The sequence below is a fragment of the Euryhalocaulis sp. genome (assembly GCF_013911995.1).
GTDB lineage: Bacteria > Pseudomonadota > Alphaproteobacteria > Caulobacterales > Maricaulaceae > Euryhalocaulis > Euryhalocaulis caribicus.
Genome location: NZ_JACESD010000016.1, coordinates 1 through 25260, shown reverse-complemented (window position 1 = coordinate 25260; position 25260 = coordinate 1). Strand labels below are relative to the sequence as shown.

The window sequence follows — 25260 nt, the reverse complement described above, 5'->3', positions numbered from 1 at the left end:
GGCTTTCTAGAAATCCAGATCGGCGTAATGCGGCGGGGCGGTCAGACCGGGTACGCGGTCGGTCAGGAGCGGGCGGAAGCAGGGGCGCGATTTCAGCTTCACGTACCAGTCCTTCACGCCCTCGAAATCATCCCACGGGGCCTCCCCCAGAAAGTCCGTGACGGAGAGGTGCGCCGCGACGCAAAGATCGGCCAGGGACATTTTCGGACCCGACAGCCAGTCCCGCTGCTCCAGCAGCCAGGCCATGTAATCCATGTGCCAGCGCACCCGCTCGCGGGCGCCGCGCAGCGCCTCCATGTCGGGCGAGCCAAGGCCCGCGGCGCGCTTGACGATTTTTTCCTGCAGGATCACCGCGCCGCATTCGGTGGCGAACTTGCGATCGAACCACTCGATCAGGCGGCGGGATTCGGCGCGCGCCTCCAGATCGGCCGGGTAGAGCGCGGGATCGGGATGCACTTCCTCCAGATACTCCAGGATAGCGCGCGAGCCGATGACGGGCGTGGCCTCGTCGCGCGTCAGGACCGGGCCAAGCCCGCCCGGATCGACGGCCAGGAATTCCGGCCGCGGATTCCACGGCGTCTCGTCGGCCAGTTTGAAGTCCAGCTTCTTCTCGCCCAGCGCCAGGCGAACCTGACGGCAGAGCGGGTCGAGCGTCCAGTGATGTAACGTGCGCATGGATTCAAGGCTTACACCGGCTTGGCCGCGGTTTTAAGCGCCCTCTTCTGCATCTTCCGGCAGAGCGCGCAGCGTTTCCGGCCCGTGCGGTTCGGCCCGGCCCTTGGGGTCGGCGTGAATCAGCACGTCGGCGGCGGGGTATTCCGCCATGATGCGGCGTTCCGCGGCGACGATGATGGCGTGCGCGGCCTCCAGCGACAGGTTCGGGTCCAGATCGGCATGAAACTGGATCTGGACGCCCGGCCCCATGGCGCGGGTTCGCAGCTGATGCACCCCCAGCAGGCGGTCGTCATCGGCCGCCAGCTCCAGAATGCGCGCGCGGTCATCGTCCGGAAGCTCCCGGTCCATCAGCAGGTCCCAGGAGCCCCGGAACACCTCGAACGCCGCCCAGCCGAGCCAGAGCGCCACGGCGAGGCCGGCCAGCGCGTCCGCCCGCTCAAAGCCGGTGAACGCCGCCACGGCGACGCCCACGATCACCGCCGCGTTCGCCAGAAGGTCGCTCATATAATGCGCCCGGTCGCCGGCCACCGCGACGGAGCCGGTTTTCGCGACGGCACGCGCCTGCGCCCGGACAAGGACGGTGGTCAGCAGGATGGAGATGACCATGACGCCCAGCGCCACGCCGGACCGCTGTATCGGTTCAGGGTCAATCAGGCGCACCACGCCCTCCCGCGCCACCAGCGTGGCCGAGATCAGCACCAGCATGGCCTGGAACAGGGAAGCGAACCCTTCCGCCTTGCCGTGACCGAAGCGGTGCTCCGCATCGGGCGGCGTGGCGGCGTAACCGACCGCGAACAGCGTCACCAGCGAGGCGGTGAGGTCCAGCGCCGAATCGGCCAGCGAGGACAGCAGCGCCACGGAATCCGACATCACCCAGGCGACGATTTTCAAAAGCGTCAGAACCACCGCGGTCGCCACCGAAAGGCGGGCGACGGTGCGGGTGATCTTGGCGGACTCGGCGGGCGGCAGGCGCCCGGGACCGCCGGCTTGAGCGGCGTCATGCGGCATGATTTCGGGAATAGCAGACGCACCCGCCGATTGCACTTGGCGATAGCGGGCGGTTAAGTGCGGGCCTCACCGGCGCGGGCGATTTTTCATGAGTCTTTTTCACCTGATCCTTCTGGCGCTCATTCAGGGGATCACGGAATTTCTGCCGATCTCCTCCTCGGCGCACCTGATCCTGCTGCCTGTCCTGATGGACTGGGCTGATCAGGGCGCGCTGATCGACGTGATGGCGCATCTGGGCACGATGTTCGCCGTTCTGGTCTATTTCAGGGGCGATATCGCGCAGGTCGCGGCCGGAAAGCTGGCGCTTCTGAAAGGCAAAATGACGCCGGGGGGGCGTCTGGCGCTGCTGGTCGGGGCCGCCACGCCGCCGGTTCTGATCGGCGGGGCGATCCTTTTCCTGACCGATTCCACCGAATTCCTGCGCGATCCGCGCCTGATCGCCTGGGCGACCATCGTGTTCGCGCTGGCCCTGTGGGTCGCAGACTCCTTCATGCCGGAGAAACGGGACACGGAATCTCTGACCTTCCGGGATGCGTTCCTGATCGGTCTGGCGCAGGCCGTGGCGCTGATCCCCGGCACGTCGCGTTCCGGCATCACCATGACGGCGGGCCGCGCGCTTGGCATGACGCGGCCCGAATCGGCGCGCTTTTCCATGCTGATGTCCATTCCGGTCCTCGCCGCGTTCGGCGTCGTGGCCGGAATCGACCTCTATGTGGAGGGCGCGCAAGCCAGCCTGACGGACGGCCTGATCGTGATGTGCCTGTCCTTCATTTCCGCGCTGGCCGCCATTGCGGTTCTGATGAAGCTGCTGGAGCGGATGAGCTTCCTGCCCTTCGTGATCTATCGCCTGCTTCTGGGCGCGGCCCTGCTTTTCCTTGTGGTCTGATCTTATTTCGGATATTTCCTAATTAAGAAATGATCCGGGGGAGCGGTTATGACGATCTTTCGTAATGGCGTGTGGCTTTTCATGCTGATCGCTTTTGCGTTAAGCGGCGCCATCGGCGGCGTGATCCATGCGACCGGCGCCATGGAGCGCCAGCTTCTGTTCACCGGCCTGGCCTTTATCTACATGTGCGGCCCGGCCATCGCCGCGCTGGTCTGCGCGGCGCGGTTCGACCGGGGCCGGATGCGTCAGAGCCTTGGCGTCGCCAAGCCGTTCAACCGCGCACTGGTCTGGGCGTGGCTGATCCCGGTTTCATTGATCCTGGGCGCGCTCGCCATCGACCTGGTCTTCTCGCCCGCCATGTTCGACCCGGGCGCGAATTACCGGGCGCTGCTGGAATCGCAAGGCCAGGACCTGACCGGTTCCCCGGTCGACCCGGTCTCTCTCTACTGGTTCGGCGTCGCGTCCGGCCTGACGCTGGGCGCGTTCCTGAACATGTTCCTGACGCTCTCCGAGGAGCTGGGCTGGCGCGGCTGGCTCTGGGACCGCTGGCGCGGCCTTGGCTTCTGGCGGTGCAATCTGCTGATCGGGCTGTTCTGGGGCCTCTGGCACGCGCCGCTGATCGCGCAGGGCTATAATTATCCGGAACTGCCCGTCTGGGGGCCGGTGGCGATGACCGCGCTGATGCTGGTGATTTCACCGCTGATCGGCTGGGTGCGGGAGGCCGGGGGAACGGTGTTCCACGCCGGTCTCTTCCACGGAACCCTGAACGCCGGGGCGGGCCTTGGCCTGCTGGCGCTGACGGGCCTGGAATTCCCGTTCAAGGGAACGCTTGGCGTAGGCGGATTCGTTACAGGCCTGGCCCTATGCGGGATTGTGTTCGCAATCCGGAAGCGCGCCGCGAACGCGCCGCCCGAGACCGGTCAGGCTCTATGAGCTGCGCGGGTCGGGCGCGACTTCGTGGAACTGGCCGCCGTGCCGGTACTGGAACAGATAGGTCGGCAGGATCGATTCGACAGTCGCCATGCGGGTCACGCCCAGATCCTCAATGGTCCCTACGGCGTCTGAATCCGTCACGACATTGTCGCTCTTCAACAGCTTCACCTGATCGGCGGTGATCGGCGGCTGGATAAAGGGCAGCGCGCCGACGATTCCGCCGGCCACGCCCATCGGGCCGGCCGCGAAGAACGGCACCGGGATCAGGGCGCGTTTGCGGTCGATGACTTTCAGCATCGTCTGCATCAGCTCCTTGAAGCTGTAAACGCGCGGGCCGCCCAGCTCATACAGCTTTCCGGCGGCGTCATCCCGCGTCAGGGCATTGGCGATGGCGGTGGCGACGTCACCGGCATAGACCGGCTGGAATTTCGTCTTGCCGCCGCCTATCAGCGGCAACGCCGGCGACAGGCGCGTCATCGCAGCGAACTTGTTGAAGAAATCATCGTCCGCGCCGAACACGATGGAGGGCCGGACAATCACCGCCTGAGGGAAGGCGTCCCGCACGGCCTTTTCGCCCTGCGCCTTGGTGCGTGCATAGCTGGATTCTGAATCTTCGTCGGCGCCGATGGCCGAGACATGGACAAAGCGCTGCACGCCGTCCGCGGCCGCCGCCTCCGCGATCAACTGCGCACCGCGCGACTGGGTTGAGGCGAATTTCTGGCGGCCTTCCTCGAACAGTATCCCGACAAGGTTCACGACCCCCCACGCGCCCTCGACCGCCCGCTCCACGGAGGGGCGGTTGCGCACATTGGCCTGGAGCAACTGAATCTGGCCCGGTTCGCCGGCGACTTTCAGGTCCTGCGCAGAATGCGGATAGCGCACGGCCACGCGCACGCGGAAGCCTTGTTTGCAAAGCTCGCGAACGACATAGCGGCCGACAAAGCCGGACCCGCCAAAGACGGTGATGATTTCAGGGCGCAGGGTCATGGGTCTTCAATCTCCGTGATGCGCGCCGAACTGGCCTGTCTGGCTCAGTCCGCCGCTTCCTCGGGTTTATCCTCCTGGCGCGGCGGACCATAGGTGACAATTACAGCGCCGGGACCGCCGCGCGCAGGCGAATTGGCCCCGATGAAGGCGATGGAATTGTCCGGGCGCCGCTCCATGATGAAATCGGCGTCCGGGCGGTCCTTGCGCAAATCCTCCAGCTTGTATTCCGCGGTCAGCGGCGTGGCGCGGAAACGCCAGCCGCGCCACCAGTCCTGGCTGACCGCATCGAACCCGCGGCCCGGACCGATCAGGGTGCGGCCGCGCGCGGTGAAGGAAATCGCCTTGGCGTCGCGGTCTTCCTTCTCCAGCCCCGAAAGCTGCCACACGCGGTGGCGGCCGAATTCCGGGGCGTATTCCACGCAGATCAGCGAATTATAGGCGTCATTGGGCGTCGAGGCGATCAGGTGGCCAAGCTGGGAATGGTCCAGCCGGTGGTCGGCGTGTTCGGACAAGACTTCGCCGAAATAGACTTTCAGCCCCTCCAGCCGGGCCGCGCGCAGACGGCGCCAGTTGGAATCGGCGATGACCACGGGCACGCCCAGCTCGTGTATCGCCTTGGCCAGACCCAGGCTCCACGGATTGGCCCCGGCGATCAGCACGCCCTCCGGGCCCTTGGTGGCCAGGTTCAGGCGTTGCGACAGCGGCTTGATGGTGAAGCCGTGCGCCACGACGGTGGCAAACACCATGGCGAAAGCCAGCGGCACGAGCTGCGCCCCCTCCGGCCGGCCCAGCGCCGTCAGCTCAGACGCGAAAAAGCCGGCCACCGCGACGGCCACGATGCCGCGCGGGGCAATCCAGGCGACCAGAGACCGCTCCGCCCAGGTCAGCTTGGTTCCGACGGTGGAAACGAAGACCGTGATCGGACGCACCACGAACATCATCGTGACGACGAATAGCAGGATCGAAAGATCGACCGAGGTGATGACTTCCGGCGTCAGGGACGCCGTCAGGATCACGAACACGCCCGACACCAGTATGACCGCGATGGATTCCTTGAAGCGCCGCATTTCCTCGATGGAGGCAATACGGCTATTGGCGATCATCACGCCGAACACCGTCACCGCCAGCAGCCCGGTTTCATGGGCGATCAGGTCCGCCGTCACGAACACGGCCAGAACCGCGGCCAGCACGACCGGCGCTTTCAGGAATTCCGGCACATGCCCCTTGCGGAAGGCCCAGGCCAGAAGCCAGCCCGCCACAATGCCCAGAACCGCGCCCGCCACCGCCGACAGCGCGATCCAGGTGGCCGCGTCGACCCAGGTCCGCCCCTCGCTGAGGAAGCGGATCACTTCATAGACCAGCACGGCCAGAAGCGCGCCGATGGGATCGTTGACGATCCCTTCCCAGCGCAGCACCGCGCCGCTGCGCCCGGCCAGCTTGGACTGCCGCAACAGGGGAATGATTACTGTCGGCCCGGTTACAACCATCAGGCCGCCGAACAGGAAGGCGATGTCCCAGGGCAGCCCGGCGACATAGTGGGAGGCCAGCGCCCCCAGCAGGCCGCCCACCGGCGCGCCGACAAAAATCAGCCGCCGCACGGCCTGTCCCGCGCCCCTGAGCTCCGTAAAGTTCAGGTTCAGGCCGCCCTCGAACAGGATGATGCCCACCGCGATAGCGATGGTGGGCCGCAACAGGGCGCCAAAATCAGCTTCCGGGTTGATCAGCGGCTCGCCGGCCGCCATCGCCCAGAACGGGCCTACAATGAGGCCCGCCACGCTCATCAGAACGATCGCGGGCCAGTTGGTGCGCCATGCAAGCCATTGGGATCCAATGCCAAGCGCGCCGATCAGCGCGATCTTGGCGGGCAGCAGGGCGGCGGCGGTTTCGATAGCCATATAGTTGAAGGGTTGTAACGCGGCGCGGCGCGGCGGCAAGAGACGATGTTAGGCGCGGGGCGCGATTTCCGGCTCAGTAGTCGCTTACTGGCGCGGTGGCGTGATCGGGGTCGGGCCGGTCGGCGTCCTCATCAGGCTGTTCATCGCCGATGCGCACCATCTCGAACCCCATTCCGCCGCCGCCATAATGGCCTTCCTCGTAAAGGCGGATGCGTTCCTCGTACCAGTTCAGGATGTGCTGGTAGAGGTGTTCGAAGAAGTCGCTGAGATCGGCGTCGGCCTCTCCGGCGTGGAATTCATAGGCCCCGCCATCCTTGATCCGCACCACCAGCTCCTCGCCCTCCTTGGCGCAGGACAGGCCCACGCGCAGGAAGTCTGCGTGGTCCGACACCCGCACGGCCAGCCCGAAACCGATGGGGCCGAGCGGCAGGAAACCCCGCCCTGAAACCGTGAAGGCCCGCCCGCCATAATCGCGCGGCTGGAACGGCCCCTGCGGCGGCACCAGGAATACGCAGGGCGGGTTATTGGGGTGCAGATAGGCGCACATCTCCCGCGCAATCCGCTCGGCCAGCGCGCGGATATGGGCGTAATTTTCAAGGCTCAGCGCCGCATAGCGCGACGCCGTGTCCTTCAGCGTGTGGTGGCGTGTGTGATCTGCGCTCATGCCCGCGACCATCGCCGCGCCGCGAGGGCGCGTCAAACCCCCAATCGCGGCTGGCGGGGCTCTGCGCCGCGTATCGAAACCGACATAAAGATCAGGCTAGGATAGCGGCATGACCGGATTACTATTCGCCATCCTCGCAGGCGCGCTTATGACTTCCCCAGACTCCGCTCCCGGATGGAACACGCTGACCGGCGAGCGGCCGGTGATTATCGCCCATCGCGGCGCCAGCGGAGAGCGGCCCGAACACACCCTTGCCGCCTACAGCCTCGCCATCGAGCAGGGCGCGGACTTCATCGAGCCCGATCTGGTCATGACCAGGGACGGCGTCCTGATCGTCCGTCACGACCGCTATCTTTCCACCACCACGGATGTTTCCGCCCATCCGGAGTTTGCAGACCGCCGGGTGGAAAAGGAGGGCCGCCAGGACTGGTGGGCGGAGGATTTCACGCTGGAAGAAATAAAGACCCTGCGCGCGGTACAGCCGCGCGAGGGACGCGCCAAGGATTATGACGGCCAGTTCGAAATCCCGGCGTTCGAGGAAGTGCTGGCCCTGCGCGCCAAGGCCTCTGAAGAGACGGGACGGATCATCGGCGTCTATCCCGAAACCAAGCACCCGGCCGCGCTGGCGGCCCTCGGCCTCGACCCGGCGCCCGAGCTTGCCCGTATTTTGAAGGTCCATGATCTGGACGGCGCGGACGCGCCGGTTTTCGTGCAAAGTTTCGAGCCGGAATCGCTTGTGCGGCTGGACGCCATGATAGAAGCGCCGCTGATCCAGCTGGTCTTCCCGAAAAGCGAGATGGACCGGGCCCTGCCTTTCGAGAGCAGCGTCGCGCTTGAACAGATCCCCGCCTATGCGGACGGGGTCGGCCCGAACAAGTTTCTGGTGATTGACCGGGCGGGCAATGACACCGGCTTTGTCGCCCGCGCCCATGCGCTGGGCCTTGCGGTCCACCCCTGGACCTTCCGCAATGATGATCCGCCGCCCGACGGCCTGACCGGAGAGGCGGAAATCCGCCGCGCGCTGGAAATTGGCGTCGATGGCGTCTTTACCGATTTCCCGGCCACGGCCGCCGCGGCGCGCGCCCGCTAACCGGCGGCAGGGCGGCCGCGGATTGTTTCTTATTCGCTGCTTTTCGGCCTTATCCTGAGCGCGGCGTCCGAAACCGCGCAACGCGCCGGGGACAAGAGCGGCTAGAATCCGTTCTGCGTCAGAACCCGGTTCGCAATGTCGATGGCGACGCTCGTCAGCCAGACAAGAATGCCGATGGTCCAGCGGACCGGGCCGACTTCATGGGTCCGGTAGTCTGCATTGACGTCCCGGTCCCAGGCGGTGTCGCCGCGGTCCGACAGCGCCATATAGCCGAAAATCATCGCGATGATGGAGACCAGCGGGATTCCGAGGCCAAGGCCCTGCGCCCAGGCGCGGGCGCTTCGCAGCAGGCTTTTGGGAAAAGAAAGCCGCCCGCCGGCACGGTCCATGACGCCAATGCCCAGCAAGGCCTTGCCCGGCGTCGAACCGGTCGCGCTGATCAGGGTCGCCTCGCCCAGCAGGAACAGAATGAAGAAAAGGATGACCGAGGCGATCATGAACGGAATCGAGGCGAGCTGGAGCAGATATTGCTCCGCTCTGGCCGGATTCAACGATGACAGGACGAAGAAAAAGACGAACGACGCGCCGCTGACCAGAACGAAAAAGACGAATGACGTCAGCGCCAGATCGGTCATCTTCGCCAGCCAGCGCGCCCAGGGCCGCGTATCGGGCGCCGGGGCCGGCTGTTCAGCGGGTTCGGCGGACGGGTCCGCCGTGGCGATATCGCCCTGGTTTTCTTGTTCGGCCACCAGCCCCCCTCTGGCCCCGGCCGGTCTGAACAGGCGGCGCTAGACCGCCCGTTCCGCCAGCTTGCGCTTGATGCCGGAGATCGCTTCCGCCGGATTGAGGCCCTTCGGACAGACCTGCGCGCAGTTCATGATGGTGTGACAGCGATAAAGCCGGAACGGATCTTCCAGCGCGTCCAGACGCTCGCCCGTCATCTCGTCGCGCGAGTCCTCGATCCAGCGATAGGCCTGCAGCAGGGCCGCCGGGCCGAAGAATTTCTCGGAATTCCACCAGTAGGACGGGCACCCCGTGGAGCAGCAGGCGCAGAGAATGCACTCATACATGCCGTCCAGCTTGTCGCGGTCTTCCTGGCTCTGCTTCCACTCTTTCTGCGGTTCGGCGGTGACCGTCTGCAGGTACGGTTCGATGGCCGCGTATTGCGCGTAGAAATTGGAAAGATCGGTCACCAGATCCTTGATGACCGGCTGGTGCGGCAGCGGGGAAATCTGGATGGCGCCGCCGCCGACCTCGTCCCAGCCCTTGGTGCAGGCCAGCGTGTTGCGGCCATTGATGTTGAAGGCGCAGGACCCGCACACCCCTTCCCGGCAGGAGCGGCGGAAGGAAAGCGTGGAGTCGACGTTGTCCTTGATCCACAGCATGGCGTCCAGAATCATCGGGCGCAGCTCATCGGTGGGCACGACATATTCGTCCCAGCGCGGATTATCGTCGGCGTCCGGATCGTAGCGGTAGATCTTGAAGGTGCGCGTATCCTTCGCCCCGTTGGAGGCGTCGTAGCGCTTGCCCTTCTTGAGCTTGGAGTTCCGGGGGAGAGTGAGCTCAACCATTAATAGCTCCGCGCCTTGGGCTCGATGTAGGAAATTTCGTTGGTCATCGTGAAGGAATGGACCGGCCGGTAGGAGAGATCGACCGAGCCGTCCTCCCGCACATAGGCGATGGTGTGGTTCATCCAGTTCGCGTCATCGCGGTCCGGATAGTCCTCCCGCGCATGCGCGCCGCGGCTTTCCTTGCGGGCCACCGCGCCATTGGCCGTGGCCGCCGCATTGATGATCAGGTTCTCGTATTCCAGCGCCTCGACCAGGTCGGTATTCCAGATCATCGAGCGGTCGGTGATCTTGATGTCGGCGCTGTCCTTGTAGATCTGCGCAATCTGCTCGGCGCCTTCGGCCATGACCTCTTCGGTGCGATAGACCGCGACATGGTTCTGCATGGATTTCTGCATGCGGCTGCGCAGCTCGGCCGTGGTGGTCGAACCATTGGCGTTCCGCACGCGGTCGAAGCGCTCCAGGTGCTTGTCGGTGATCTCTTTGGGCAGTTCGCGGTGCGTGGCTCCGCGCTCCACGGTTTCTGCGCAACGCTCGCCCGCCGCCTTGCCGAACACGACAAGGTCGATCAGGGAGTTGGAGCCCAGACGGTTCGCGCCGTGGACCGAAACGCAGGCCGCCTCGCCCACCGCCATCAGGCCGGGCACGGTCGCGTCCGGCTCGGCCTCGGTCGGTTTCAGCACTTCTCCGTGATAGTTCGTCGGGATACCGCCCATATTGTAATGGACCGTCGGCAGCACCGGGATCGGCTCCTTGGTCACGTCCACGCCCGCAAACACGCGCGCGCTTTCCGAAATGCCGGGCAGGCGCTTGTGAATGATGTCGGGGTCCAGGTGCGACAGGTTCAGATGGATATGGTCGGCGTCCTTGCCGACGCCCCGGCCCTCGCGGATTTCCATCGTCATGGCGCGCGAGACCACGTCGCGTGAGGCGAGGTCCTTGGCGTTCGGGGCATAGCGCTCCATGAAGCGCTCGCCTTCCGAATTGGTCAGGAAGCCGCCCTCGCCGCGCACGCCTTCGGTGATCAGCACGCCGGCGCCATAGATGCCAGTCGGGTGGAATTGCACGAATTCCATGTCCTGCAGCGGCAGGCCGGCGCGCGCCGCCATGCCGTTGCCGTCGCCGGTGCAGATATGCGCCGAGGTGCAGGAGAAATAGGAGCGGCCATAGCCGCCGGTGGCCAGCACCACCTGATGGGCGCGGAAACGGTGCAGCGTGCCGTCGTCCAGATTCCACATCGTGACGCCGCGGCAGGCGCCGTCCTCGTCCATGATCAGGTCCAGCGCGATGCATTCGATGAAGAAATCCACGTCATGCTTCAGCGACTGGCCATACATGGTATGCAGCATGGCGTGGCCGGTGCGGTCGGCCGCCGCGCAGGTGCGCTGCACGGAGTCGCCGCCGTAATTCTTTGTCATGCCCCCAAAGGCGCGCTGATAGATCTTGCCTTCCTCGGTGCGGGAGAAGGGCACGCCCCAGTGCTCCAGCTCGTACACCGCTTCCGGCGCATGGCGGCAGAGATATTCGATGGAGTCCTGGTCGCCCAGCCAGTCCGACCCCTTCACGGTGTCGTACATGTGCCAGCGCCAGTCATCCTCGCCCATATTGCCGAGGCTGGCCGCGATGCCGCCTTGCGCCGCCACGGTATGGGAGCGCGTTGGGAAAACCTTGGTCAGGCACGCCGTTTTCAGGCCCGCCTGCGCCGCGCCGACCGCCGCGCGGAGGCCCGAGCCCCCGGCGCCGACAACGACGACGTCATATTCGTGATCGATCCAGTCGTAAGCAGCCATCTGGCGCTTAACCTCCGAAAGAAAGCTTCAGGATGGACACCGTAACCGCGACCCAGAGCGCGGCGGTGAAGAACGTATTGGCCAGCAGCAGGACAATCCGCGTTCCCTGCCGGGCGATATAGTCGTCGATGACGTCCTGCGCCCCCAGCCGGCCATGATACAGCGCCGCGGTGAAGAACAGGATGGTGACGATCGCGCCCCAGCCGGTGGAGAGCATATCGGTCACGCCGCCCGGTCCGGATGCGGCCGCCGTCAGGACGAAAATCAGCGTCAGCGGCGACAGGATGGCCAGCGCCACGGCGCTGGCGCGCTGGCCGATGAAATGGCCCGGGCCTTCGCCGGCCGCGCCGTCGCGGCGCACGCGCGCCAGCGGTGTCGAGAAATCTTTCGCCATCGGTCTACAGCGCCCCCGACGCGATCAGGAACCAGACAAAGGCGGCGATGCCGACGCCAAATCCGGCGATGATGTTGAACAGCGATATCTTGCTGGCGAGGGACGGGGTGAACCCCTTCCCGGAATCCCAGAACAGATAGCGGATGCCGTTGAAGAAGTGGAAGGCGATGGAAACCAGCGCGCCGAAGATCAGCAGATAGGCGATGACCGCTTCCCAGCCGCTCAGCAGGGCGGTGAAATCGGCGTCGCCGCTCCACGCCGCATAGGTGATCCACAGCGCCAGCGCGCTGACCCAGACATAGTTCACGATGCCGGTGGCGCGGTGCAGGATCGATGTCGCCATCGTCGGATGCCACCGCCAGATCTGAAGGTGCGGGGACAGGGGTCGGGAGTCGGCCCGGTCAGACGCCATATCGTTGTAGCCCCTCATGACAGAAAAATATGAGCGTGCGTTCTAATTTTGCGCGGAAGGGTAGGCTGAGCGCCTAGCGTGTCAATGCGCTTCCCGCCACACCCCTGCCATTGCGAGCGTTTCGCAAGTTTTCAGCGTCATTTATGTGAACTTCAATTCTCATTAAATCCGCCTCGTCAGCGCCCCGGCCGCGCCCTATCTTCCTGTGGGAACGACAGAAGGACCGGCACTATGGCTTCCAGCAACACCCGCGCCGTGGTTATCACCGGCGCCTCCACCGGAATCGGACATGCCTGCGCGAAAGTGCTCGCCAAATCCGGCTTTCACGTCTTTGCGGGCGTCCGGAAGGACGAGGACGCCAAAAAGCTGACCGATGAGTTCGGCGGGGCCGTTACGCCCTTGATGATGGACGTCACCCGGCCGGACCAATTGGACGCCGCCGCCCGCACGGTCCGCGAGCGGCTGAACGGGCGCACGCTGGCGGGGCTGGTGAACAATGCGGGCATCGCGGTGGCCGGTCCGCTGCTTCACATTGATCCGGAGGAAGTGGAGCAGCAATTCCAGGTCAATCTGCTGGGCGTGCTGCGCGCCACGCAGGCTTTCGCGCCGCTTCTGGGCGCGGACAGGACCCTGACGGGCGCGTCGGGGCGGATCGTCATGATGTCCTCGGTCGGCGGCAAGATGGGCATGCCCTTTGTCGGCCCCTATGCCGCCTCCAAACACGCGCTGGAGGGGCTTTCCAAATCGCTCCGCAAGGAGCTGGCGCTCTATGATATCGGGGTGGTGATCATCGGCCCCGGCGCTGTGGCCACGCCGATCTGGGACAAGGCGGACGATATCGACATCGATAAATACCGCGACACGGACTATGTGCCGGCGATGAAAAACGTCCTTAACTGGATGAAGACGCGCGGGCCCAACGGGCTGAAACCCGAAGTCATCGGCGAGAAAGTGAAACACGCCATCACGGCGGACAAGCCGCGCCTGCGCTACGCCCTCGTGCCGCAGCGTTTGCAGAACTGGACCATCCCCCGCTTGCTGCCGGAGCGGATGGTCGACAAGATAACCGTCAAACAAGTCGGATTGCGGCCCGAGGATCTGGAGCGCTGATCGCGCGTCCCCGGCCCGCGCAAATCAAGAACGGGATGGGGAGTTCCATGACACGATTTTTCCGCGCGGCGCTGGCCGCGTTCACAATGCTGGCCCTGACCGCGCCCACAGCGCTTGCGGCCCCGGTCGACGACCTCCACGCGCTGTTTGACGAGGTCGAGGCCTTCGACGTTTCCGAGAACCCGCTTGAGGCCGGCCGCAAGGGCGATATCGAGGCGCTGGGCCGCATGCCCGCCGTCACGCCTGAAGCCGAAGCGCGCCATGCGGAGACCAATGAGGCGTTTCTAGAACAGCTTGAGGCTATCGACCGCGCCGCCCTGCCCGAGGGCGAGCGCCTGAATTACGATCTGATGGAGTGGATGCTGGAGCGCCGCATCATGCTGGCCGGTTACGACACCGACCGCATCCCCTTCGTCAATGATTCGGGTTTCCACACCATGCTCAGCGGCATGGCCCGCCAGACCCGGCTGAACACCGCCGAAGAGGCCGAGGCGTGGATTTCCCGTCTGAACGACTATCCGCGCTACATGGACGAGAACATCGCCAATCTGGAGCGCGCGATCGAGACGGGCTGGGTTCAGCCGCGCATGATCGCCGAGCGGGTTCTGGAAAACGCCGAGGCGCAGGTGCCCGCGGAGGACGCCGCCGACAGCGCCTTCTATCTGCCGCTCACCAAAATGCCGGATACGATTCCGGCGGAGCGTCAGGAAGCCCTGAAACAGCAGGCTGTGCTGGCGATCAATGAATCGGTTCGCCCGGCCACGATCCAGCTGGTCGAGTTTCTTGAAAACGAGTATCTGCCCGCCAGCCGCGAAAGCCTGGGCGCCCGCGAGATGCCGGGCGGCGAGGAGTATTACCCGGCGCTGGTCGAGTATTTTACCACCACCGACCTGACCCCCGAGGAAATCCACCAGATTGGCCTTTCCGAGGTCGAACGCATCCGCGGCGAAATGGACGCGGTGATCGCGGAGACCGGGTTCGAGGGCACGTTCGCCGAATTCCTCAACTATCTGCGCACCGATGAGCAATTCTACGCCGAGACGCCCAAGGAGCTTCTGGAGTTCGCCTCCTATTACGCCAAGAAGGCGGACGACCAGCTTCCGGCCTTCTTCAAGACATTGCCGCGCAATTCCTATGGCGTGCGCCCGGTGCCTGAGGACATCGCCCCGAATTACACGACGGGGCGCTACTGGGGCGGGGATTACGAGAACGGCGTGGCCGGCGGCTATATGGTGAACACCTACAATCTGCCGCAGCGCCCTCTCTACAATATCCCGGCGCTGACCCTGCACGAGGCCGTGCCCGGCCATCACCTTCAGATCGCGCTCAGCAATGAGCTGGAGGGCCTGCCGGAGTTCCGCAAAGGGCTCTACCCCACCGCGTTCGGCGAGGGCTGGGGCCTTTACTCGGAGAAGCTGGGCGTCGAGATGGGCATCTACGAGACGCCTTACGAGCATTTCGGGCGTCTGTCCTACGAGATGTGGCGCGCCTGCCGCCTGGTCGTGGACACCGGCATCCACTGGTATGGCTGGACGCGGGACGAGGCCGAGGCCTGCTTCCTGGAGAACTCGGCGCTGGCCGAGCACAATATCCGCACCGAGGTTGATCGCTATATCTCATGGCCCGGCCAGGCGCTGGCCTACAAGATCGGCGAGCTGAAACTGTGGGAGCTGCGCGAGCGCGCCGAAGACGCGCTGGGCGCGGATTTCGACGTCCGCGAATTCCACGACGCCGTCCTGGTCGAAGGCGGCCTGCCGCTGGACCTTCTGGACGAAAAGATCGACCGCTGGATCGCGGCGCAGCAGGCCGGCGACGACGAAGGCTAGCCGCCTAGACCGGATACCCCACCACGCCGCCATCGACGCGCAGACCCGCGCCGGTGGTGGCGCTGGCGGCCGGGGAGCAGACATAGCCGACCATGTTGGCGACTTCCTGCACCTCGGCCATGCGGTCGATGATGGAGGTCGGGCGGTTTTCGCGCACAAAGCGCACGCCCGCATCATCGACGCTTTCGCCGTCTTTCCTCTGACCTTCCATCATGTCGATCACGCCTTCCGACTTGGTCGGTCCGGGCAGGACGGAATTCACGGTCACGCCGGTGCCGCGCAGCGTCTGGGCCAGGCCGCGCGCCACGGCCAGCTGGGCGGTCTTGGTCATGCCGTACTGCACCATCTCGGTCGGGATGTTCAGGGCGGATTCGGATGAAATGAACACGATCCGGCCCCAGCCCTTTTCCTTCATGCCCGGCGCATAGGCGCGTGACAGGCGCACGCCGCTCATCACGTTCACATCGAACGCGCCGGTCCAGTCATCATCGTCCAGATCGAAGAACGGTTTGGGGTCGAAGAAGCCGACATTATTGACCAGGATATCGACCTCCGGCGCCGCCTTCAGCACTGCTTCCACGCCCGCCGCCGTACTGCAATCAGCCGCCACGCCGAACACTTCCGCGTTCTCGTCCGCGTCGCGCAGTTCGTTCACCGCGGTATCGACGCTGGCCTGGGTGCGGCCATTGATCATCACCGCCGCGCCCTGACGCGCCAGCTGCGCGGCAATGGCCCGGCCAATGCCCTTGGTGGAGCCGGAAACAAAGACGGTCTTGCCGGATAGATCGATATTCATTCGGGATGTCTCCATGGGAAGTCTGCCGCGTTAGATTGGACGCTTCTTCACAGGGTCAAGACGGGCGGCTGACGCGGCGCGGGAGGGGCGGCGCCGCGTCAGCCGGCGTCCTAGAGGCGGAAGCCCCCGTCGATATCAATCGCGGCGCCCGTGATGTAGCCGGCGTCCGGTCCCGCCACGAAGGCCGTCAGATCGGCGATGTCCTTGGTCTCGCCATAGCGCCCCAGCGCGGTCAGCTGTTTCATCGGTCCGGCGAACTCGCCTTCGGCCGGGTTCATATCCGTATCAATCGGCCCGGGCTGGATCACGTTGACCGTCACGCCTCTGGGGCCGAAGTCACGGGCCCAGCCGCGCGTAAGGGCCTGCACCGCCGCCTTGCTCATTCCATAAAGCGACATGCCGGCCAAAGGCGTCGTATCGGCGTTTACGCTGCCGATGGTAATGATGCGGCCCTTGTCGCTGATCAGGCCGGAGGCTTCCTGAACGGCGGCGAAAACCGCCCGTACATTCACATCAACCATGCGGTCGAAATCTTCCACGCCGAGATCGGAAATTACGCCCATCTCGAAAATCCCCGCATTGTTCACCAGGATGTCCAGACCGCCCAGTTCTTGCGCGGCCTGCCGGACGGCCGCCTGCACGGCGTCAGGGTCGCTGGAATCGGCCTTGATCGGCAGGGCCTTTCTGCCAAGGGCGCGGACTGCATCGGCGACCTTTTCGGCCGCGGCGTCGGATCTGGCGTAAGTGATCGCGACATCCGCGCCGTCTTCGGCGAGGCGATGGGCGATTGCGGCGCCGATGCCGCGGCTGCCGCCCGTGACCAGCGCCGATTTACCTTCGAGGGGGAGAGCCATTTCAAAATTCCTTGTCTAACGCCGTCTGATTGCGGCGAACGCGTCCCCATATGGGAGCCTATTCCCATTGTTCAAGAATATTGAACTATTGAAATTTACGAGTGAAAGGTCGATCTATCTTCCTGTTATGAGAAGCCTCCATCATCCCGCCGCGGGCGCAATCACGCTGGAAGGCGTGCTGCATGCGCTGAGCGATCCTGCGCGTCTTCAGATCGTAAGGAATCTAGATGAGTCCTGCCCGCGCACGTGCGGGGAGGCGGGCTGCCCGTCACTGCCGCGCTCAACCCTGTCGCATCATTTCCGCATTTTGCGGGAGGCCGGACTGGTGCGCAGCGAACGCGATGGCGTCAGTATGCGCAACACGTTGCGGCGCGACGAACTGGACAAACGATTTCCGGGCCTTCTGACCGCAGTCCTGTCGCAGGATTGCGGAGGCGAGGCTGACTAGGCGGCTGCCTTGCGGAGCGCCGTTATTCGCGCCTCCAGCACCGCCGCTTCATACGGCTCCACGGCGCCATGCCCCCAGACCGGGCCGGGCCAGGCGGCGTCGCCCTCCCGCCGGCCGATCACATGGACATGTAGCTGGCGCACGATATTGCCGAGCGCGCCGGTATTGATCTTGTCGACGGGCGCAATGGCGCGGATCGCCGCGCCCACCGCCACCGCCTCCTCAATCAGCGCCGCGCGGTCCTCTGCTGACAGGTCATCCAGCTCCATCAGTTTTTCCCGGCGGGGGACCAGCACGCACCAGACATAGCGCGCGTCGTTCTGCAGCCGCAGCTGGCTGAGCCCCAGATCGGCGACAAAGACCGAGTCGGCCTCAAGCCGCGGATCCAGCGCAAAGCCGCTCATTGCGGCTCGTCCAGAAGATCGTCGGTGACGGGCAACAGCTCCTCGCCCAGAAACTCTTCCGTCGCTTCGCGCATCTCCGGAAACCCGTCCTTGGAGTGATCCACCTTGCCCGAACAGGCCTGCCGCGTTTCCTCGTCCGGCCAGCGGGCATAGGAAACATAGACGCCGTCTTCGTTTCTATGCAGCCGCGCGCCATAGGAGCCGCAATGTTCGTGGATGGCCCGCGTGCCCTCCACCCAGCCCTGTCGGAACTGCTCCTCCATGCCGGGTTTCACGGTCCAGCGATACAAGACGGCAATGGTCATCGGGCGCCTCTTCGGCTAACGGGTGGGACGTCCAGCATAGGAGTCCCCATGCCCGCCGATCAAACGCTATCCCGCTGCGCCTGGGTCCCGGAAAACGACACCCTTTATTGCGCCTATCACGATACCGAATGGGGCGTGCCCGAATATGATTCCCGCGCGCTGTGGGAGAAGCTGATCCTGGACGGCATGCAGGCGGGCCTCGCCTGGATCACTATCCTGCGAAAGCGCGAAACCATCCGCGCCGCCTTCGATCAGTTCGATCCGGAGGCCATCGCCCGCTATGGCGAGGAGGACATCGCCCGCATCCTCTCCGATCCCGGCGTCATCCGGTCGAAAGCCAAAACCGCCGCCGCCATCGGCAATGCGCAAGCCTTTCTGGAGATGCGCGAGGCGGGCGAGGACTTTTCGGAGTTTCTTTGGGCCTATGCCGGCGGAAAACCGCTACAGACCGATTTTCCGTCCAGCGGCCAGGTTCCCGCGAAAACGCCGCTGAGCGAACAGATCGCCAAAGACCTCAAGAAACGCGGCTTCAAGTTTTGCGGGCCGGTCATTGTTTACGCCTTTATGCAGGCGGTCGGCATGGTCAATGACCACACCACCGATTGCCATCGTCACGCGCCGGTAAAAGCGATGGGCGGCGGTGCCTGATTCCTGCCCGATTCAGGTCACGAAATGGCCTCCAGCCGCGCGGGAACTGTTGCTCTCCCGCCTCGTTTTCTGACCCGTCTCCGCAAGACACGAACAACAAGAATGCCGCGGGGACGAGGATGGAAAAAGGAGGCTTTGATAGCCATGAAGAACGCTCTGATCATTTCCGCCGCCGCCCTGTTTGCGGGTTCCGCCGCGCTGGCCGGCAATATCGACTTCACCGCCGTCGACACGAATGGCGACAACCAGCTGACGCTGGACGAGGTGCAGGCCGAGAAGCCGGAAGTCACCCAGGAAGACTTCGACGCCTATGACGCGGACGCCGACGGCTTCCTGTCGGAGGACGAATTCGACACCTGGAAGGAAGAGAAGAAGCGCGCCGACGACATGTCGGACTCCGGCTCCATGGAAGAGCCCGAGGCTGACGACACCTACTAGGGCGTCACGCCTTTCCAATCGGGAAAACCCCGGCGCGCCCGCGCCGGGGTTTTTTCTATGCGCAATCAAGTTGATAGGGTCAGAAAAATTTGGGCCGCCCCGGTTTCGCCCAATTTTAGACTTGAAAGCGACACCTCAATTTGCGCTATTCATCCCGCTTGGGGAGCAAGACTAAATAACAAGCCGCGCCTGACGCCCCCGCTCGGCGCTTTTCGCGTATGGGAGGATTCGTCCACTATGAAAAAGACCCTGATCATCACCACAGCCGCCCTTTTCGCCGCGTCCGCCGCCATGGCTGACCATCACGAAGAGAAAGAGGACAAGTTCGCCGCCGCCGACACTGACGGCAACGGCGCCCTGTCCTGGGAAGAAGTTGCGGCCGCCAAGGAAGACGCAACCGAAGCCGATTTCGCTGAAGCCGACACCGATGGCAGCGGCGACCTCAGCAAGGATGAAGTCGACGCTTGGCACGCCGCGCATGACGCGGAAAAGATGGATGATGGCATGGAAGACCATGACATGTCCGACGACAGCGAAGCCGAATAAGCCTCGCTTTCGCGTAAACAGACCTTGCAGAGAAACCCCGGCGCGCCGCGCCGGGGTTTTTCATGTCCGGTATTCATCTTTCAACAGGCCGTAGATCAGGCTGTCACGCAGTCCGATATGGGTCTTCCACGCCTGCCGCAGCCGCCCTTCCAGCCGAAAGCCCAGCCGCACGACCACGCCGATCGAGGCCGCATTGTCCGGATCGATATCGGCGAAGACCCGGTGCAGCCCCATCTCCGCGAAACCGTGGGCCAGCACGGCCTGCGCGGCTTCGCCCGCATAGCCGCGGCCCCAGCGGTCCCGGCGCAGGATAAACCCGATCTCGGCCACGCCTTGCCGCGCCCGGCCCAGCGTTACCCAGCCCAGCGCCTCGCCTCCATCCTCGGTAATCGCCCAGGTGGCGTAGGGCTCCCCGGCCGCGTTTTCGGCCGCATAGGCCAGCGTCTGCTCCACCGTTTCATGCGGGCCGCCTGACCAGTATTTCATCACCCCGGGATCGGAGAAGGCGGCATGCAGGGCGGCGCCGTCCTCGCCCGCCAGAGGGCGCAGCGTCAGGCGGTCTGTGGCGAGGGCGGGCAAAGAGGCCATGGCGGGAACCGTTCCGGGCGATGCGCCGTTCTTCTGGCGCGTCACTCTACTAGCCCCGGAACACGCAATCGCGCCAGCCATGAGCCAGAACAAACTCAAGACCTATCTCGAAAAACGCGATTTCCGCAAAACGCCCGAGCCGGACGGCTCGAAGGCGAAATCCTCCGACCGCCCGGTCTTCGTGATCCAGAAGCACGCGGCCTCCAGCCTGCATTACGATTTCCGGCTGGAGATTGACGGCGTTCTGGTCAGCTGGGCCGTGCCCAAAGGCCCGTCCATGGATCCCGGCGACAAGCGCCTGGCCGTGCGGACCGAGGATCACCCGCTCGACTACAAGGATTTCGAGGGCGTGATTCCGGAAGATGAATATGGCGGCGGCACGGTCATGGTCTGGGATGGCGGTCCCTATAAAAACCTGATGTCGGACAAGGACGAGCCGCTCTCGATGGAGGAATCGCTCGCCAAGGGCCATGTCGAGGTGTGGCTGGAGGGGGAGAAGCTGACCGGCGGCTGGGCGCTGATCCACGCCAAGCTGGGCGGGGAGAAGAAAAACTGGCTGCTGACCAAGATCGACGATGACGAAGCCGACGCCCGCCGCAATCCGGTGAGCACGGATACCAAATCCGCTCTCACCGGCCGCACGATGAAACAGATCGCGGACGAGGAAAGCGAATGAGCGACCCGCTCGCCGATCTTTCCGGGGAGGACCGGGAGAAGGTCCGCGATCAGGCTTTCCCGGACTGGGTGGACCCGCAGCTCGCCGTGCTGACCGATGAGTATTTCTCCGACGAGAACTGGATCTATGAGCGCAAGCTGGACGGGGTACGGCTGCTCGCCTTCCGCAAGAACGGCAAGGTGAAACTCTATAGCCGCAACAAGAACCGCAATGACGATACCTATCCCGAGATCGCCGAGGCGCTGGAAGGCGGCCCGGACCTGATTATCGATGGCGAGGTCGTGACGTTCGACGGCGATGTCACCAGCTTCTCGAAGCTGCAGGACCGCATGGGCATCCATGACGCCGAACGAGCGAGGGCCTCCGGCGTCCCGGTCTATTTCTACGCTTTCGATATCCTGCATTTCGACGGGTCCGATGTGTCCCGCCTGCCCCTGCGCGCCCGCAAATCCGTGCTGCGCGGCGCGTTGAAATTCAAAGACCCGATCCGCTTCACCGAGCACAGGAACGAGGACGGCGAAACTTTCTTCCGTGAGGCCTGCCGGAAGGGGTGGGAAGGCCTGATCGCCAAGAAGGCGAACGCCCCCTATCGCTTCAAGCGCTCGAAAGACTGGCTGAAATTCAAGTGCGACAAGGGCCAGGAGCTGGTCATCGGCGGCTATAGCGAGCCGGAAGGCTCCCGCATCGGCTTCGGCGCGCTGCTGCTCGGCTATTACGAGGATGGCGACCTGAAATATGCCGGCCGCGTCGGCACCGGCTTCGACGATCAGTTCCTGGAGGAATTCGGCGCGAAGCTTAAGAGCGCCGAACGCAAGACTTCGCCTTTCGCCAACCCGCCCGACGACAAGGACGTGCACTGGGTGCAGCCCAAATTCGTCGGCGAAGTCGGCTTCACTGAATGGACCGGCTCGGGGAAATTACGTCATCCGCGCTTTCTGGGACTGCGCGATGACAAGGACCCGAAATCGGTGGTCCGGGAGCGCCCGAAATGAGCAAGAGTCAGACGGTGAAGGTCGGCAATCACGAGGTGGAAATTTCCAGCCTCGACAAGGTGCTGTTCCCGGACGAGGGCGTCACCAAGGGCGATGTCATCGAATATTATTCCGATATCGCGGAATTGGCCCTGCCCTATCTCGAAGACCGCGCCCTTACCTTCAAACGCTATCCCGACGGGCTGAAGGGCGAGGGCTTCTATCAGAAACACGCCCCCGACTACGCGCCGGACTGGATCAAGCGCGTCGATTTCGACAAGCGAGAGGGCGGGTCCATGACCCAGCTTTCCGCCCATGCGGAGGGTGACCTCGTCTGGATGGCCAACAATGCCGGCATACTGGTCATCCACGCCCCGCTCGCCCGCACCGACAAGCCCGACCACCCGGACGTCATGGTTTTCGACCTCGATCCGTCAGAGGATTACTCGGACACGGTCCGCAAGGTGGCGCTGGAGCTGAAAGGGATCCTGGAAGACCGGGATCTCAAATCCTTCGTGAAGACCACCGGCTCGCGCGGCTTCCATATCTGCGTGCCGCTGCGCCGCGATCATGATTTCCAGGAGATGCGGGACGAGTCCCGCCGCATCGCCAAGGAACTGGAAGAACACTGCCCGGACGCCACCACCACCCAGCACCGCAAGAAAAAGCGCGGCGGCAAGATCTTCATCGACACCTACCGCAACGCGTACGGCCAGACCCGCGTCGCCCCCTATTCGCTGCGCGCCAGGGACGGCGCCCCCATCGCCTGCCCGCTCGACTGGGACGAACTGAAATCCAGCGACATCCACCCTCAGCAATACACCATAAAAAATATCCGCCAGAGGCTCGGCCAGAAGACCGACCCCTGGGCGGATTTTCTAAAAACTCACAATCGTCTGAAGCTGACGGGCTAGGCCTCGTCGCTGCGCCCGTGATAGCGCGCGGCGGCCTTGTCCTTCGGATCGGGCTTGTCCTCGTCCATATATTCCTCCTGCTCGGAGAAATTGCGGTCTTCCTTGGGCTTTTCGTCGGACTTGGTGACACGCGTCGCGCCGGCCGGGCGCTCAAACGCCCGCTTTTCCTCGTCACGCGAGCCGATATCGCGGTTCATCTCGCCGCCGGCGCGGCCGCCTTGGCCCGCGGGAGGCTGGTCCGCCAGATCAATATCGCTGTGAAGCTGTTCTTCACGCGTTGTCGGCTGCTGATAGCGAAGGTCTTTTTTGGGCTGTTTCGCCTGATCGGCCATGGGGTTCATCCTCCATCTTATCGTTTGGAGAATGAACGGGACGGGCGCGGCGACTGTTCCGGACCGATTCAGGAGGCCGCGGCCTGCTCCCGTTCCAGCTTCTTACGCTCGCTGGCGCGCACCTTTTTCGACTCGCTGCGCAGCTGGCCGCATGCGGCGAAGATGTCGCGGCCGCGCGGGGTGCGGATGGGGGAGGCGTAGCCGGCCTTGTTGATGACTTCGGCGAACGCCTCGATCGTCTCCCAGTCGGAGCACTCATACGGGCTGCCGGGCCAGGGATTGAACGGGATCAGGTTGATCTTGGCCGGGACGCCTTCCAGCAGCTTGACCAGCGCCCGCGCCTCGGCCGGGGAGTCATTGACGTCCTTCAGCATGACATATTCGAACGTCACCCGCTTGGAATTGCCGAGATCCGGATAGGCGCGGATCGCGTCCATCAGCTGCTCGAGCGGGAATTTCTTGTTCAGCGGCACCAGCTCGTCGCGCAGGGGATCGTTGGTGGCGTGCAGGCTGATCGCCAGCATGGTGCGCGTGCGCTCGCCCAGCTCCACGATCTTGGGCACCACGCCGGAGGTGGAGACGGTGATGCGGCGGCGCGAAATGGCGATGCCGTCGCCGTCCGCGATCACGTCGATGGCGTCGGAGACGTTGTCGAGATTATAGAGCGGCTCGCCCATGCCCATGAAGACGATATTGGTCAGCCGCCGGTTCTCGGTGCTGGTCGGCCATTCCTCCAGATCGTCGCGGGCGACCATGACCTGCGCCACGATCTCCTCGGCGGTGAGGTTGCGCACCAGCGCCTGCGTGCCGGTATGACAGAAGGTGCAGTTCAGCGTGCAGCCGACCTGGGAGGAGACGCACAGCGCCCCGGCCCGGCCCACGTCCGGGATGAAGACCACTTCGGCCTCCACGCCCGGCGACATGCGGATCAGGTATTTCCGCGTGCCGTCCACGCTGACCTGACGGTCCACGATCTCCGGCCGCTCCAGCGTGAAATGCTCCGCCAGCTGCACCCGCAGGTCCTTGGAGATGTCGGTCATCTCCGAGAAATCGGTCATGCCGTAATGATAGATCCAGCGCCAGAGCTGGCTGGCCCGCATTTTCGACTTCTTCTCGTCCACGCCCATTTCGATCAGGGCTGCGCGCAGCTTCTCGCGCGTCAGGCCGACAAGGGACGGCCGGGCGTCAGGCGCGGCGGGCCGCGCGGTGGAAAGGTCGAGCGTTACGGTCATTGCGCGCGCATATAGCGGTTTGCGCGGGATTTTGCGAGGGCGGGGCCTCAGTCGCCCCCTGAGATCAGCGCCTCGAACCGCTTCTGCATCTCCTCCGGCGGCACGTCTTCCAGATGCTGGGCCAGGAACCATTGATGGCCGAACGGGTCGGCGATCATCGCCGTGCGCTCGCCGTAGAACTCGTCCTGCGGCGGGCGGACCAGCTCGGCCCCCGCCTTCTGGGCGCGCTCCGCGGCCGCATCGGCGTTCTCCACGGCCAGGTGCAGCTTGACCGGCGTGCCGCCCAGCGTCTGCGGCCCGACCGCGCCCATATCGGGATATTCATCGGCCAGCATGAATACGGACCCGCCGATCTTCATCTCCGCATGGCCGATCTTGCCGGAGGGCTCGGTCAGGCGGAACAGCTCTTCGGCGCCGAAGGCGGCCTTGTAGAATTCAATCGCCTTTCCGGCGTCTGTCATCACCAGGTGCGGGGTCAGGGCGGGTGCGCTGGACATGGGTCGTCTCCTGCTCGCGGTTGCCGCGCCCGATTATGAGCGCGCTCGAACCACCTAGCAATCGGCGCCCGAAACGCCGAGGACGCAGCCCGGCTTTTCCGGGGCCATGTCCATGGGCTGTTCGGCGTTGCGGCGGCGCATTTCGCGGCGCTGTTCAAGGATGGCCTCGAACTCGGCCTCGCGGATCACGCGCACCGGCATGTCGCGGTCGGCAAGTTCGGCCGGGGTCACCCCCGCGCAGACCTCGTCATGTTCGGGATCGTCAGGGTCCAGCTTGCGGCATTCCAGGGAGCGCACGGCCCGGTCCAGCGCCGCGCCCGGCGGCAGGCCGTCACGGAACGGCGCCAGCCGGCCGGAAGACTCGCCCTCGTTC

Annotated in this window: 31 protein-coding genes; 12 read left to right on the top strand and 19 right to left on the bottom strand. The window is 64.5% G+C overall.

The window, feature by feature from the left end; genetic code table 11:
- Positions 1–6: 6 nt before the first annotated feature.
- Together fzlA and H2040_RS06080 are read right to left on the bottom strand one after the other, a co-directional pair.
- On the bottom strand, positions 7–675 hold the full coding sequence (fzlA, locus tag H2040_RS06085) for an FtsZ-binding protein FzlA (RefSeq protein ID WP_022698491.1): 669 nt from the start codon (positions 673–675) through the stop codon (positions 7–9).
- 33 nt (positions 676–708) lie between these two features.
- Positions 709–1683, bottom strand: a complete 975-nt coding sequence (locus H2040_RS06080; protein ID WP_287155977.1) for a cation diffusion facilitator family transporter — start codon at positions 1681–1683, stop codon at positions 709–711.
- A gap of 88 nt (positions 1684–1771) precedes the next feature.
- Between H2040_RS06080 and H2040_RS06075 the strand changes: the two genes are divergently transcribed.
- Both H2040_RS06075 and H2040_RS06070 read left to right on the top strand, forming a co-directional pair.
- Positions 1772–2569 carry an undecaprenyl-diphosphate phosphatase gene (locus H2040_RS06075; protein ID WP_287155976.1) on the top strand — a complete coding sequence of 266 codons (798 nt, stop codon included), beginning with the start codon at positions 1772–1774 and terminating at the stop codon, positions 2567–2569.
- Between the two features lie 48 nt (positions 2570–2617).
- Entirely contained in the window at positions 2618–3502 is an 885-nt protein-coding gene (locus H2040_RS06070) for a CPBP family glutamic-type intramembrane protease (RefSeq protein WP_287155975.1), read from the top strand.
- Here the strand turns inward: H2040_RS06070 and H2040_RS06065 are convergent.
- From H2040_RS06065 to H2040_RS06055, 3 genes are all read right to left on the bottom strand, one after another.
- A complete protein-coding gene (locus H2040_RS06065) occupies positions 3497–4489 on the bottom strand; it encodes a complex I NDUFA9 subunit family protein (RefSeq protein ID WP_287155973.1) in 993 nt (330 codons plus the stop codon). The two genes, H2040_RS06070 and H2040_RS06065, sit on opposite strands and share 6 nt — an antisense overlap.
- A gap of 44 nt (positions 4490–4533) precedes the next feature.
- Positions 4534–6384: a cation:proton antiporter gene (locus tag H2040_RS06060; RefSeq protein ID WP_287155972.1), complete on the bottom strand. Its 1851-nt coding sequence runs from the start codon at positions 6382–6384 to the stop codon at positions 4534–4536.
- Between the two features lie 73 nt (positions 6385–6457).
- The gene (locus H2040_RS06055) at positions 6458–7048 is read right to left on the bottom strand and encodes a hypothetical protein (RefSeq protein ID WP_152485881.1); all 591 of its coding nucleotides are present in this window, start codon (positions 7046–7048) and stop codon (positions 6458–6460) included.
- 109 nt (positions 7049–7157) lie between these two features.
- On the opposite strand from H2040_RS06055, the gene H2040_RS06050 reads away from it, so the two are divergent.
- Complete coding sequence (locus H2040_RS06050; RefSeq protein ID WP_287155971.1) at positions 7158–8138, top strand: glycerophosphodiester phosphodiesterase family protein; 981 nt, start codon at positions 7158–7160, stop codon at positions 8136–8138.
- Positions 8139–8239: 101 nt separating this feature from the next.
- Here H2040_RS06050 and H2040_RS06045 read toward each other — a convergent pair whose 3' ends face one another.
- The 5 genes from H2040_RS06045 to sdhC are packed head-to-tail and all read right to left on the bottom strand — an operon-like array spanning position 8240 to position 12302.
- A complete protein-coding gene (locus tag H2040_RS06045; RefSeq protein ID WP_287155970.1) occupies positions 8240–8887 on the bottom strand; it encodes an RDD family protein in 648 nt (215 codons plus the stop codon).
- A 39-nt stretch (positions 8888–8926) separates the two neighbouring features.
- The gene (locus tag H2040_RS06040; protein WP_287155968.1) at positions 8927–9709 is read right to left on the bottom strand and encodes a succinate dehydrogenase iron-sulfur subunit; all 783 of its coding nucleotides are present in this window, start codon (positions 9707–9709) and stop codon (positions 8927–8929) included.
- Positions 9709–11496: a succinate dehydrogenase flavoprotein subunit gene (gene sdhA, locus H2040_RS06035; RefSeq protein ID WP_022698480.1), complete on the bottom strand. Its 1788-nt coding sequence runs from the start codon at positions 11494–11496 to the stop codon at positions 9709–9711. Before sdhA ends, H2040_RS06040 begins: the two co-directional genes overlap by 1 nt.
- A 7-nt stretch (positions 11497–11503) precedes the next feature.
- Entirely contained in the window at positions 11504–11890 is a 387-nt protein-coding gene (gene sdhD / locus H2040_RS06030; RefSeq protein WP_022698479.1) for a succinate dehydrogenase, hydrophobic membrane anchor protein, read from the bottom strand.
- 4 nt (positions 11891–11894) lie between these two features.
- Positions 11895–12302 carry a succinate dehydrogenase, cytochrome b556 subunit gene (gene sdhC / locus H2040_RS06025; protein WP_287155967.1) on the bottom strand — a complete coding sequence of 136 codons (408 nt, stop codon included), beginning with the start codon at positions 12300–12302 and terminating at the stop codon, positions 11895–11897.
- 231 nt (positions 12303–12533) lie between these two features.
- On the opposite strand from sdhC, the gene H2040_RS06020 reads away from it, so the two are divergent.
- Both H2040_RS06020 and H2040_RS06015 read left to right on the top strand, forming a co-directional pair.
- Entirely contained in the window at positions 12534–13412 is an 879-nt protein-coding gene (locus H2040_RS06020; protein ID WP_287155966.1) for an SDR family oxidoreductase, read from the top strand.
- A gap of 47 nt (positions 13413–13459) precedes the next feature.
- Positions 13460–15238 (top strand): DUF885 domain-containing protein, encoded by a 1779-nt coding sequence (locus H2040_RS06015; RefSeq protein ID WP_287155965.1) that lies wholly within the window; start codon positions 13460–13462, stop codon positions 15236–15238.
- 4 nt (positions 15239–15242) lie between these two features.
- On the opposite strand, the gene H2040_RS06010 is transcribed toward H2040_RS06015, so the two are convergent.
- Positions 15243–16034, bottom strand: coding sequence for an SDR family NAD(P)-dependent oxidoreductase (locus H2040_RS06010; protein WP_287155963.1), 792 nt, complete (start codon positions 16032–16034; stop codon positions 15243–15245).
- 110 nt (positions 16035–16144) lie between these two features.
- A complete protein-coding gene (locus tag H2040_RS06005) occupies positions 16145–16888 on the bottom strand; it encodes a 3-oxoacyl-ACP reductase family protein (RefSeq protein WP_287155962.1) in 744 nt (247 codons plus the stop codon).
- 67 nt (positions 16889–16955) lie between these two features.
- On the opposite strand from H2040_RS06005, the gene H2040_RS06000 reads away from it, so the two are divergent.
- Complete coding sequence (locus tag H2040_RS06000) at positions 16956–17336, top strand: ArsR/SmtB family transcription factor (RefSeq protein ID WP_287155961.1); 381 nt, start codon at positions 16956–16958, stop codon at positions 17334–17336.
- Here the strand turns inward: H2040_RS06000 and H2040_RS05995 are convergent.
- On the bottom strand, positions 17333–17740 hold the full coding sequence (locus tag H2040_RS05995) for an HIT domain-containing protein (protein ID WP_287155960.1): 408 nt from the start codon (positions 17738–17740) through the stop codon (positions 17333–17335). The two genes, H2040_RS06000 and H2040_RS05995, sit on opposite strands and share 4 nt — an antisense overlap.
- Positions 17737–18045: a putative quinol monooxygenase gene (locus H2040_RS05990; RefSeq protein ID WP_287155959.1), complete on the bottom strand. Its 309-nt coding sequence runs from the start codon at positions 18043–18045 to the stop codon at positions 17737–17739. Before H2040_RS05990 ends, H2040_RS05995 begins: the two co-directional genes overlap by 4 nt.
- 48 nt (positions 18046–18093) lie before the next feature.
- Here H2040_RS05990 and H2040_RS05985 point away from each other — a divergent pair, with 48 nt between their 5' ends.
- The 3 genes from H2040_RS05985 (at position 18094) to H2040_RS05975 (ending at position 19677) form a co-directional block, all read left to right on the top strand.
- A complete protein-coding gene (locus tag H2040_RS05985) occupies positions 18094–18693 on the top strand; it encodes a DNA-3-methyladenine glycosylase I (protein WP_287155958.1) in 600 nt (199 codons plus the stop codon).
- Positions 18694–18837: 144 nt separating this feature from the next.
- Positions 18838–19131, top strand: a complete 294-nt coding sequence (locus H2040_RS05980) for a calcium-binding protein (RefSeq protein ID WP_022698469.1) — start codon at positions 18838–18840, stop codon at positions 19129–19131.
- Positions 19132–19368: 237 nt separating this feature from the next.
- Entirely contained in the window at positions 19369–19677 is a 309-nt protein-coding gene (locus H2040_RS05975) for a penta-EF hand family protein (protein WP_287155956.1), read from the top strand.
- A 60-nt stretch (positions 19678–19737) separates the two neighbouring features.
- Here H2040_RS05975 and H2040_RS05970 read toward each other — a convergent pair whose 3' ends face one another.
- Positions 19738–20265 (bottom strand): GNAT family N-acetyltransferase, encoded by a 528-nt coding sequence (locus H2040_RS05970; protein WP_287155955.1) that lies wholly within the window; start codon positions 20263–20265, stop codon positions 19738–19740.
- Here H2040_RS05970 and H2040_RS05965 point away from each other — a divergent pair.
- From H2040_RS05965 to ligD (H2040_RS05955), 3 genes are read left to right on the top strand one after another with little or no spacing between them, the layout of a single operon-like run.
- On the top strand, positions 20264–20941 hold the full coding sequence (locus tag H2040_RS05965) for a DNA polymerase ligase N-terminal domain-containing protein (protein WP_287155954.1): 678 nt from the start codon (positions 20264–20266) through the stop codon (positions 20939–20941). The two genes, H2040_RS05970 and H2040_RS05965, sit on opposite strands and share 2 nt — an antisense overlap.
- Complete coding sequence (ligD, locus tag H2040_RS05960) at positions 20938–21933, top strand: non-homologous end-joining DNA ligase (RefSeq protein WP_287155953.1); 996 nt, start codon at positions 20938–20940, stop codon at positions 21931–21933. Before H2040_RS05965 ends, ligD (H2040_RS05960) begins: the two co-directional genes overlap by 4 nt.
- On the top strand, positions 21930–22826 hold the full coding sequence (gene ligD / locus H2040_RS05955) for a non-homologous end-joining DNA ligase (RefSeq protein WP_287155952.1): 897 nt from the start codon (positions 21930–21932) through the stop codon (positions 22824–22826). Before ligD (H2040_RS05960) ends, ligD (H2040_RS05955) begins: the two co-directional genes overlap by 4 nt.
- Here ligD (H2040_RS05955) and H2040_RS05950 read toward each other — a convergent pair.
- The 4 genes from H2040_RS05950 to H2040_RS05935 all read right to left on the bottom strand — a co-directional run.
- Positions 22823–23158 carry a hypothetical protein gene (locus H2040_RS05950; protein WP_287155951.1) on the bottom strand — a complete coding sequence of 112 codons (336 nt, stop codon included), beginning with the start codon at positions 23156–23158 and terminating at the stop codon, positions 22823–22825. The genes ligD (H2040_RS05955) and H2040_RS05950 overlap by 4 nt on opposite strands.
- Positions 23159–23226: 68 nt before the next feature.
- Complete coding sequence (gene rlmN, locus H2040_RS05945) at positions 23227–24390, bottom strand: dual-specificity RNA methyltransferase RlmN (protein WP_022698463.1); 1164 nt, start codon at positions 24388–24390, stop codon at positions 23227–23229.
- Positions 24391–24437: 47 nt separating this feature from the next.
- The gene (locus H2040_RS05940) at positions 24438–24887 is read right to left on the bottom strand and encodes a VOC family protein (protein WP_287155950.1); all 450 of its coding nucleotides are present in this window, start codon (positions 24885–24887) and stop codon (positions 24438–24440) included.
- A gap of 54 nt (positions 24888–24941) precedes the next feature.
- Positions 24942–25260: hypothetical protein (locus tag H2040_RS05935; RefSeq protein ID WP_287155949.1), on the bottom strand; the 319-nt coding region annotated here is incomplete at its 5' end.

Bases quoted from the DNA above. Each gene is read 5' to 3' on its own strand.
- fzlA (WP_022698491.1), bottom strand. From the start codon at position 675: ATGCGCACGTTACATCACTGGACGCTCGACCCGCTCTGCCGTCAGGTT.
- H2040_RS06080 (WP_287155977.1), bottom strand. From the start codon at position 1,683: ATGCCGCATGACGCCGCTCAAGCCGGCGGTCCCGGGCGCCTGCCGCCC.
- H2040_RS06075 (WP_287155976.1), top strand. From the start codon at position 1,772: ATGAGTCTTTTTCACCTGATCCTTCTGGCGCTCATTCAGGGGATCACG.
- H2040_RS06070 (WP_287155975.1), top strand. From the start codon at position 2,618: ATGACGATCTTTCGTAATGGCGTGTGGCTTTTCATGCTGATCGCTTTT.
- H2040_RS06065 (WP_287155973.1), bottom strand. From the start codon at position 4,489: ATGACCCTGCGCCCTGAAATCATCACCGTCTTTGGCGGGTCCGGCTTT.
- H2040_RS06060 (WP_287155972.1), bottom strand. From the start codon at position 6,384: ATGGCTATCGAAACCGCCGCCGCCCTGCTGCCCGCCAAGATCGCGCTG.
- H2040_RS06055 (WP_152485881.1), bottom strand. From the start codon at position 7,048: ATGAGCGCAGATCACACACGCCACCACACGCTGAAGGACACGGCGTCG.
- H2040_RS06050 (WP_287155971.1), top strand. From the start codon at position 7,158: ATGACCGGATTACTATTCGCCATCCTCGCAGGCGCGCTTATGACTTCC.
- H2040_RS06040 (WP_287155968.1), bottom strand. From the start codon at position 9,709: ATGGTTGAGCTCACTCTCCCCCGGAACTCCAAGCTCAAGAAGGGCAAG.
- sdhA (WP_022698480.1), bottom strand. From the start codon at position 11,496: ATGGCTGCTTACGACTGGATCGATCACGAATATGACGTCGTCGTTGTC.
- sdhD (WP_022698479.1), bottom strand. From the start codon at position 11,890: ATGGCGAAAGATTTCTCGACACCGCTGGCGCGCGTGCGCCGCGACGGC.
- sdhC (WP_287155967.1), bottom strand. From the start codon at position 12,302: ATGGCGTCTGACCGGGCCGACTCCCGACCCCTGTCCCCGCACCTTCAG.
- H2040_RS06020 (WP_287155966.1), top strand. From the start codon at position 12,534: ATGGCTTCCAGCAACACCCGCGCCGTGGTTATCACCGGCGCCTCCACC.
- H2040_RS06015 (WP_287155965.1), top strand. From the start codon at position 13,460: ATGACACGATTTTTCCGCGCGGCGCTGGCCGCGTTCACAATGCTGGCC.
- H2040_RS06010 (WP_287155963.1), bottom strand. From the start codon at position 16,034: ATGAATATCGATCTATCCGGCAAGACCGTCTTTGTTTCCGGCTCCACC.
- H2040_RS06005 (WP_287155962.1), bottom strand. From the start codon at position 16,888: ATGGCTCTCCCCCTCGAAGGTAAATCGGCGCTGGTCACGGGCGGCAGC.
- H2040_RS05995 (WP_287155960.1), bottom strand. From the start codon at position 17,740: ATGAGCGGCTTTGCGCTGGATCCGCGGCTTGAGGCCGACTCGGTCTTT.
- H2040_RS05990 (WP_287155959.1), bottom strand. From the start codon at position 18,045: ATGACCATTGCCGTCTTGTATCGCTGGACCGTGAAACCCGGCATGGAG.
- H2040_RS05985 (WP_287155958.1), top strand. From the start codon at position 18,094: ATGCCCGCCGATCAAACGCTATCCCGCTGCGCCTGGGTCCCGGAAAAC.
- H2040_RS05980 (WP_022698469.1), top strand. From the start codon at position 18,838: ATGAAGAACGCTCTGATCATTTCCGCCGCCGCCCTGTTTGCGGGTTCC.
- H2040_RS05975 (WP_287155956.1), top strand. From the start codon at position 19,369: ATGAAAAAGACCCTGATCATCACCACAGCCGCCCTTTTCGCCGCGTCC.
- H2040_RS05965 (WP_287155954.1), top strand. From the start codon at position 20,264: ATGGCGGGAACCGTTCCGGGCGATGCGCCGTTCTTCTGGCGCGTCACT.
- H2040_RS05970 (WP_287155955.1), bottom strand. From the start codon at position 20,265: ATGGCCTCTTTGCCCGCCCTCGCCACAGACCGCCTGACGCTGCGCCCT.
- ligD (WP_287155953.1), top strand. From the start codon at position 20,938: ATGAGCGACCCGCTCGCCGATCTTTCCGGGGAGGACCGGGAGAAGGTC.
- ligD (WP_287155952.1), top strand. From the start codon at position 21,930: ATGAGCAAGAGTCAGACGGTGAAGGTCGGCAATCACGAGGTGGAAATT.
- H2040_RS05950 (WP_287155951.1), bottom strand. From the start codon at position 23,158: ATGGCCGATCAGGCGAAACAGCCCAAAAAAGACCTTCGCTATCAGCAG.
- rlmN (WP_022698463.1), bottom strand. From the start codon at position 24,390: ATGACCGTAACGCTCGACCTTTCCACCGCGCGGCCCGCCGCGCCTGAC.
- H2040_RS05940 (WP_287155950.1), bottom strand. From the start codon at position 24,887: ATGTCCAGCGCACCCGCCCTGACCCCGCACCTGGTGATGACAGACGCC.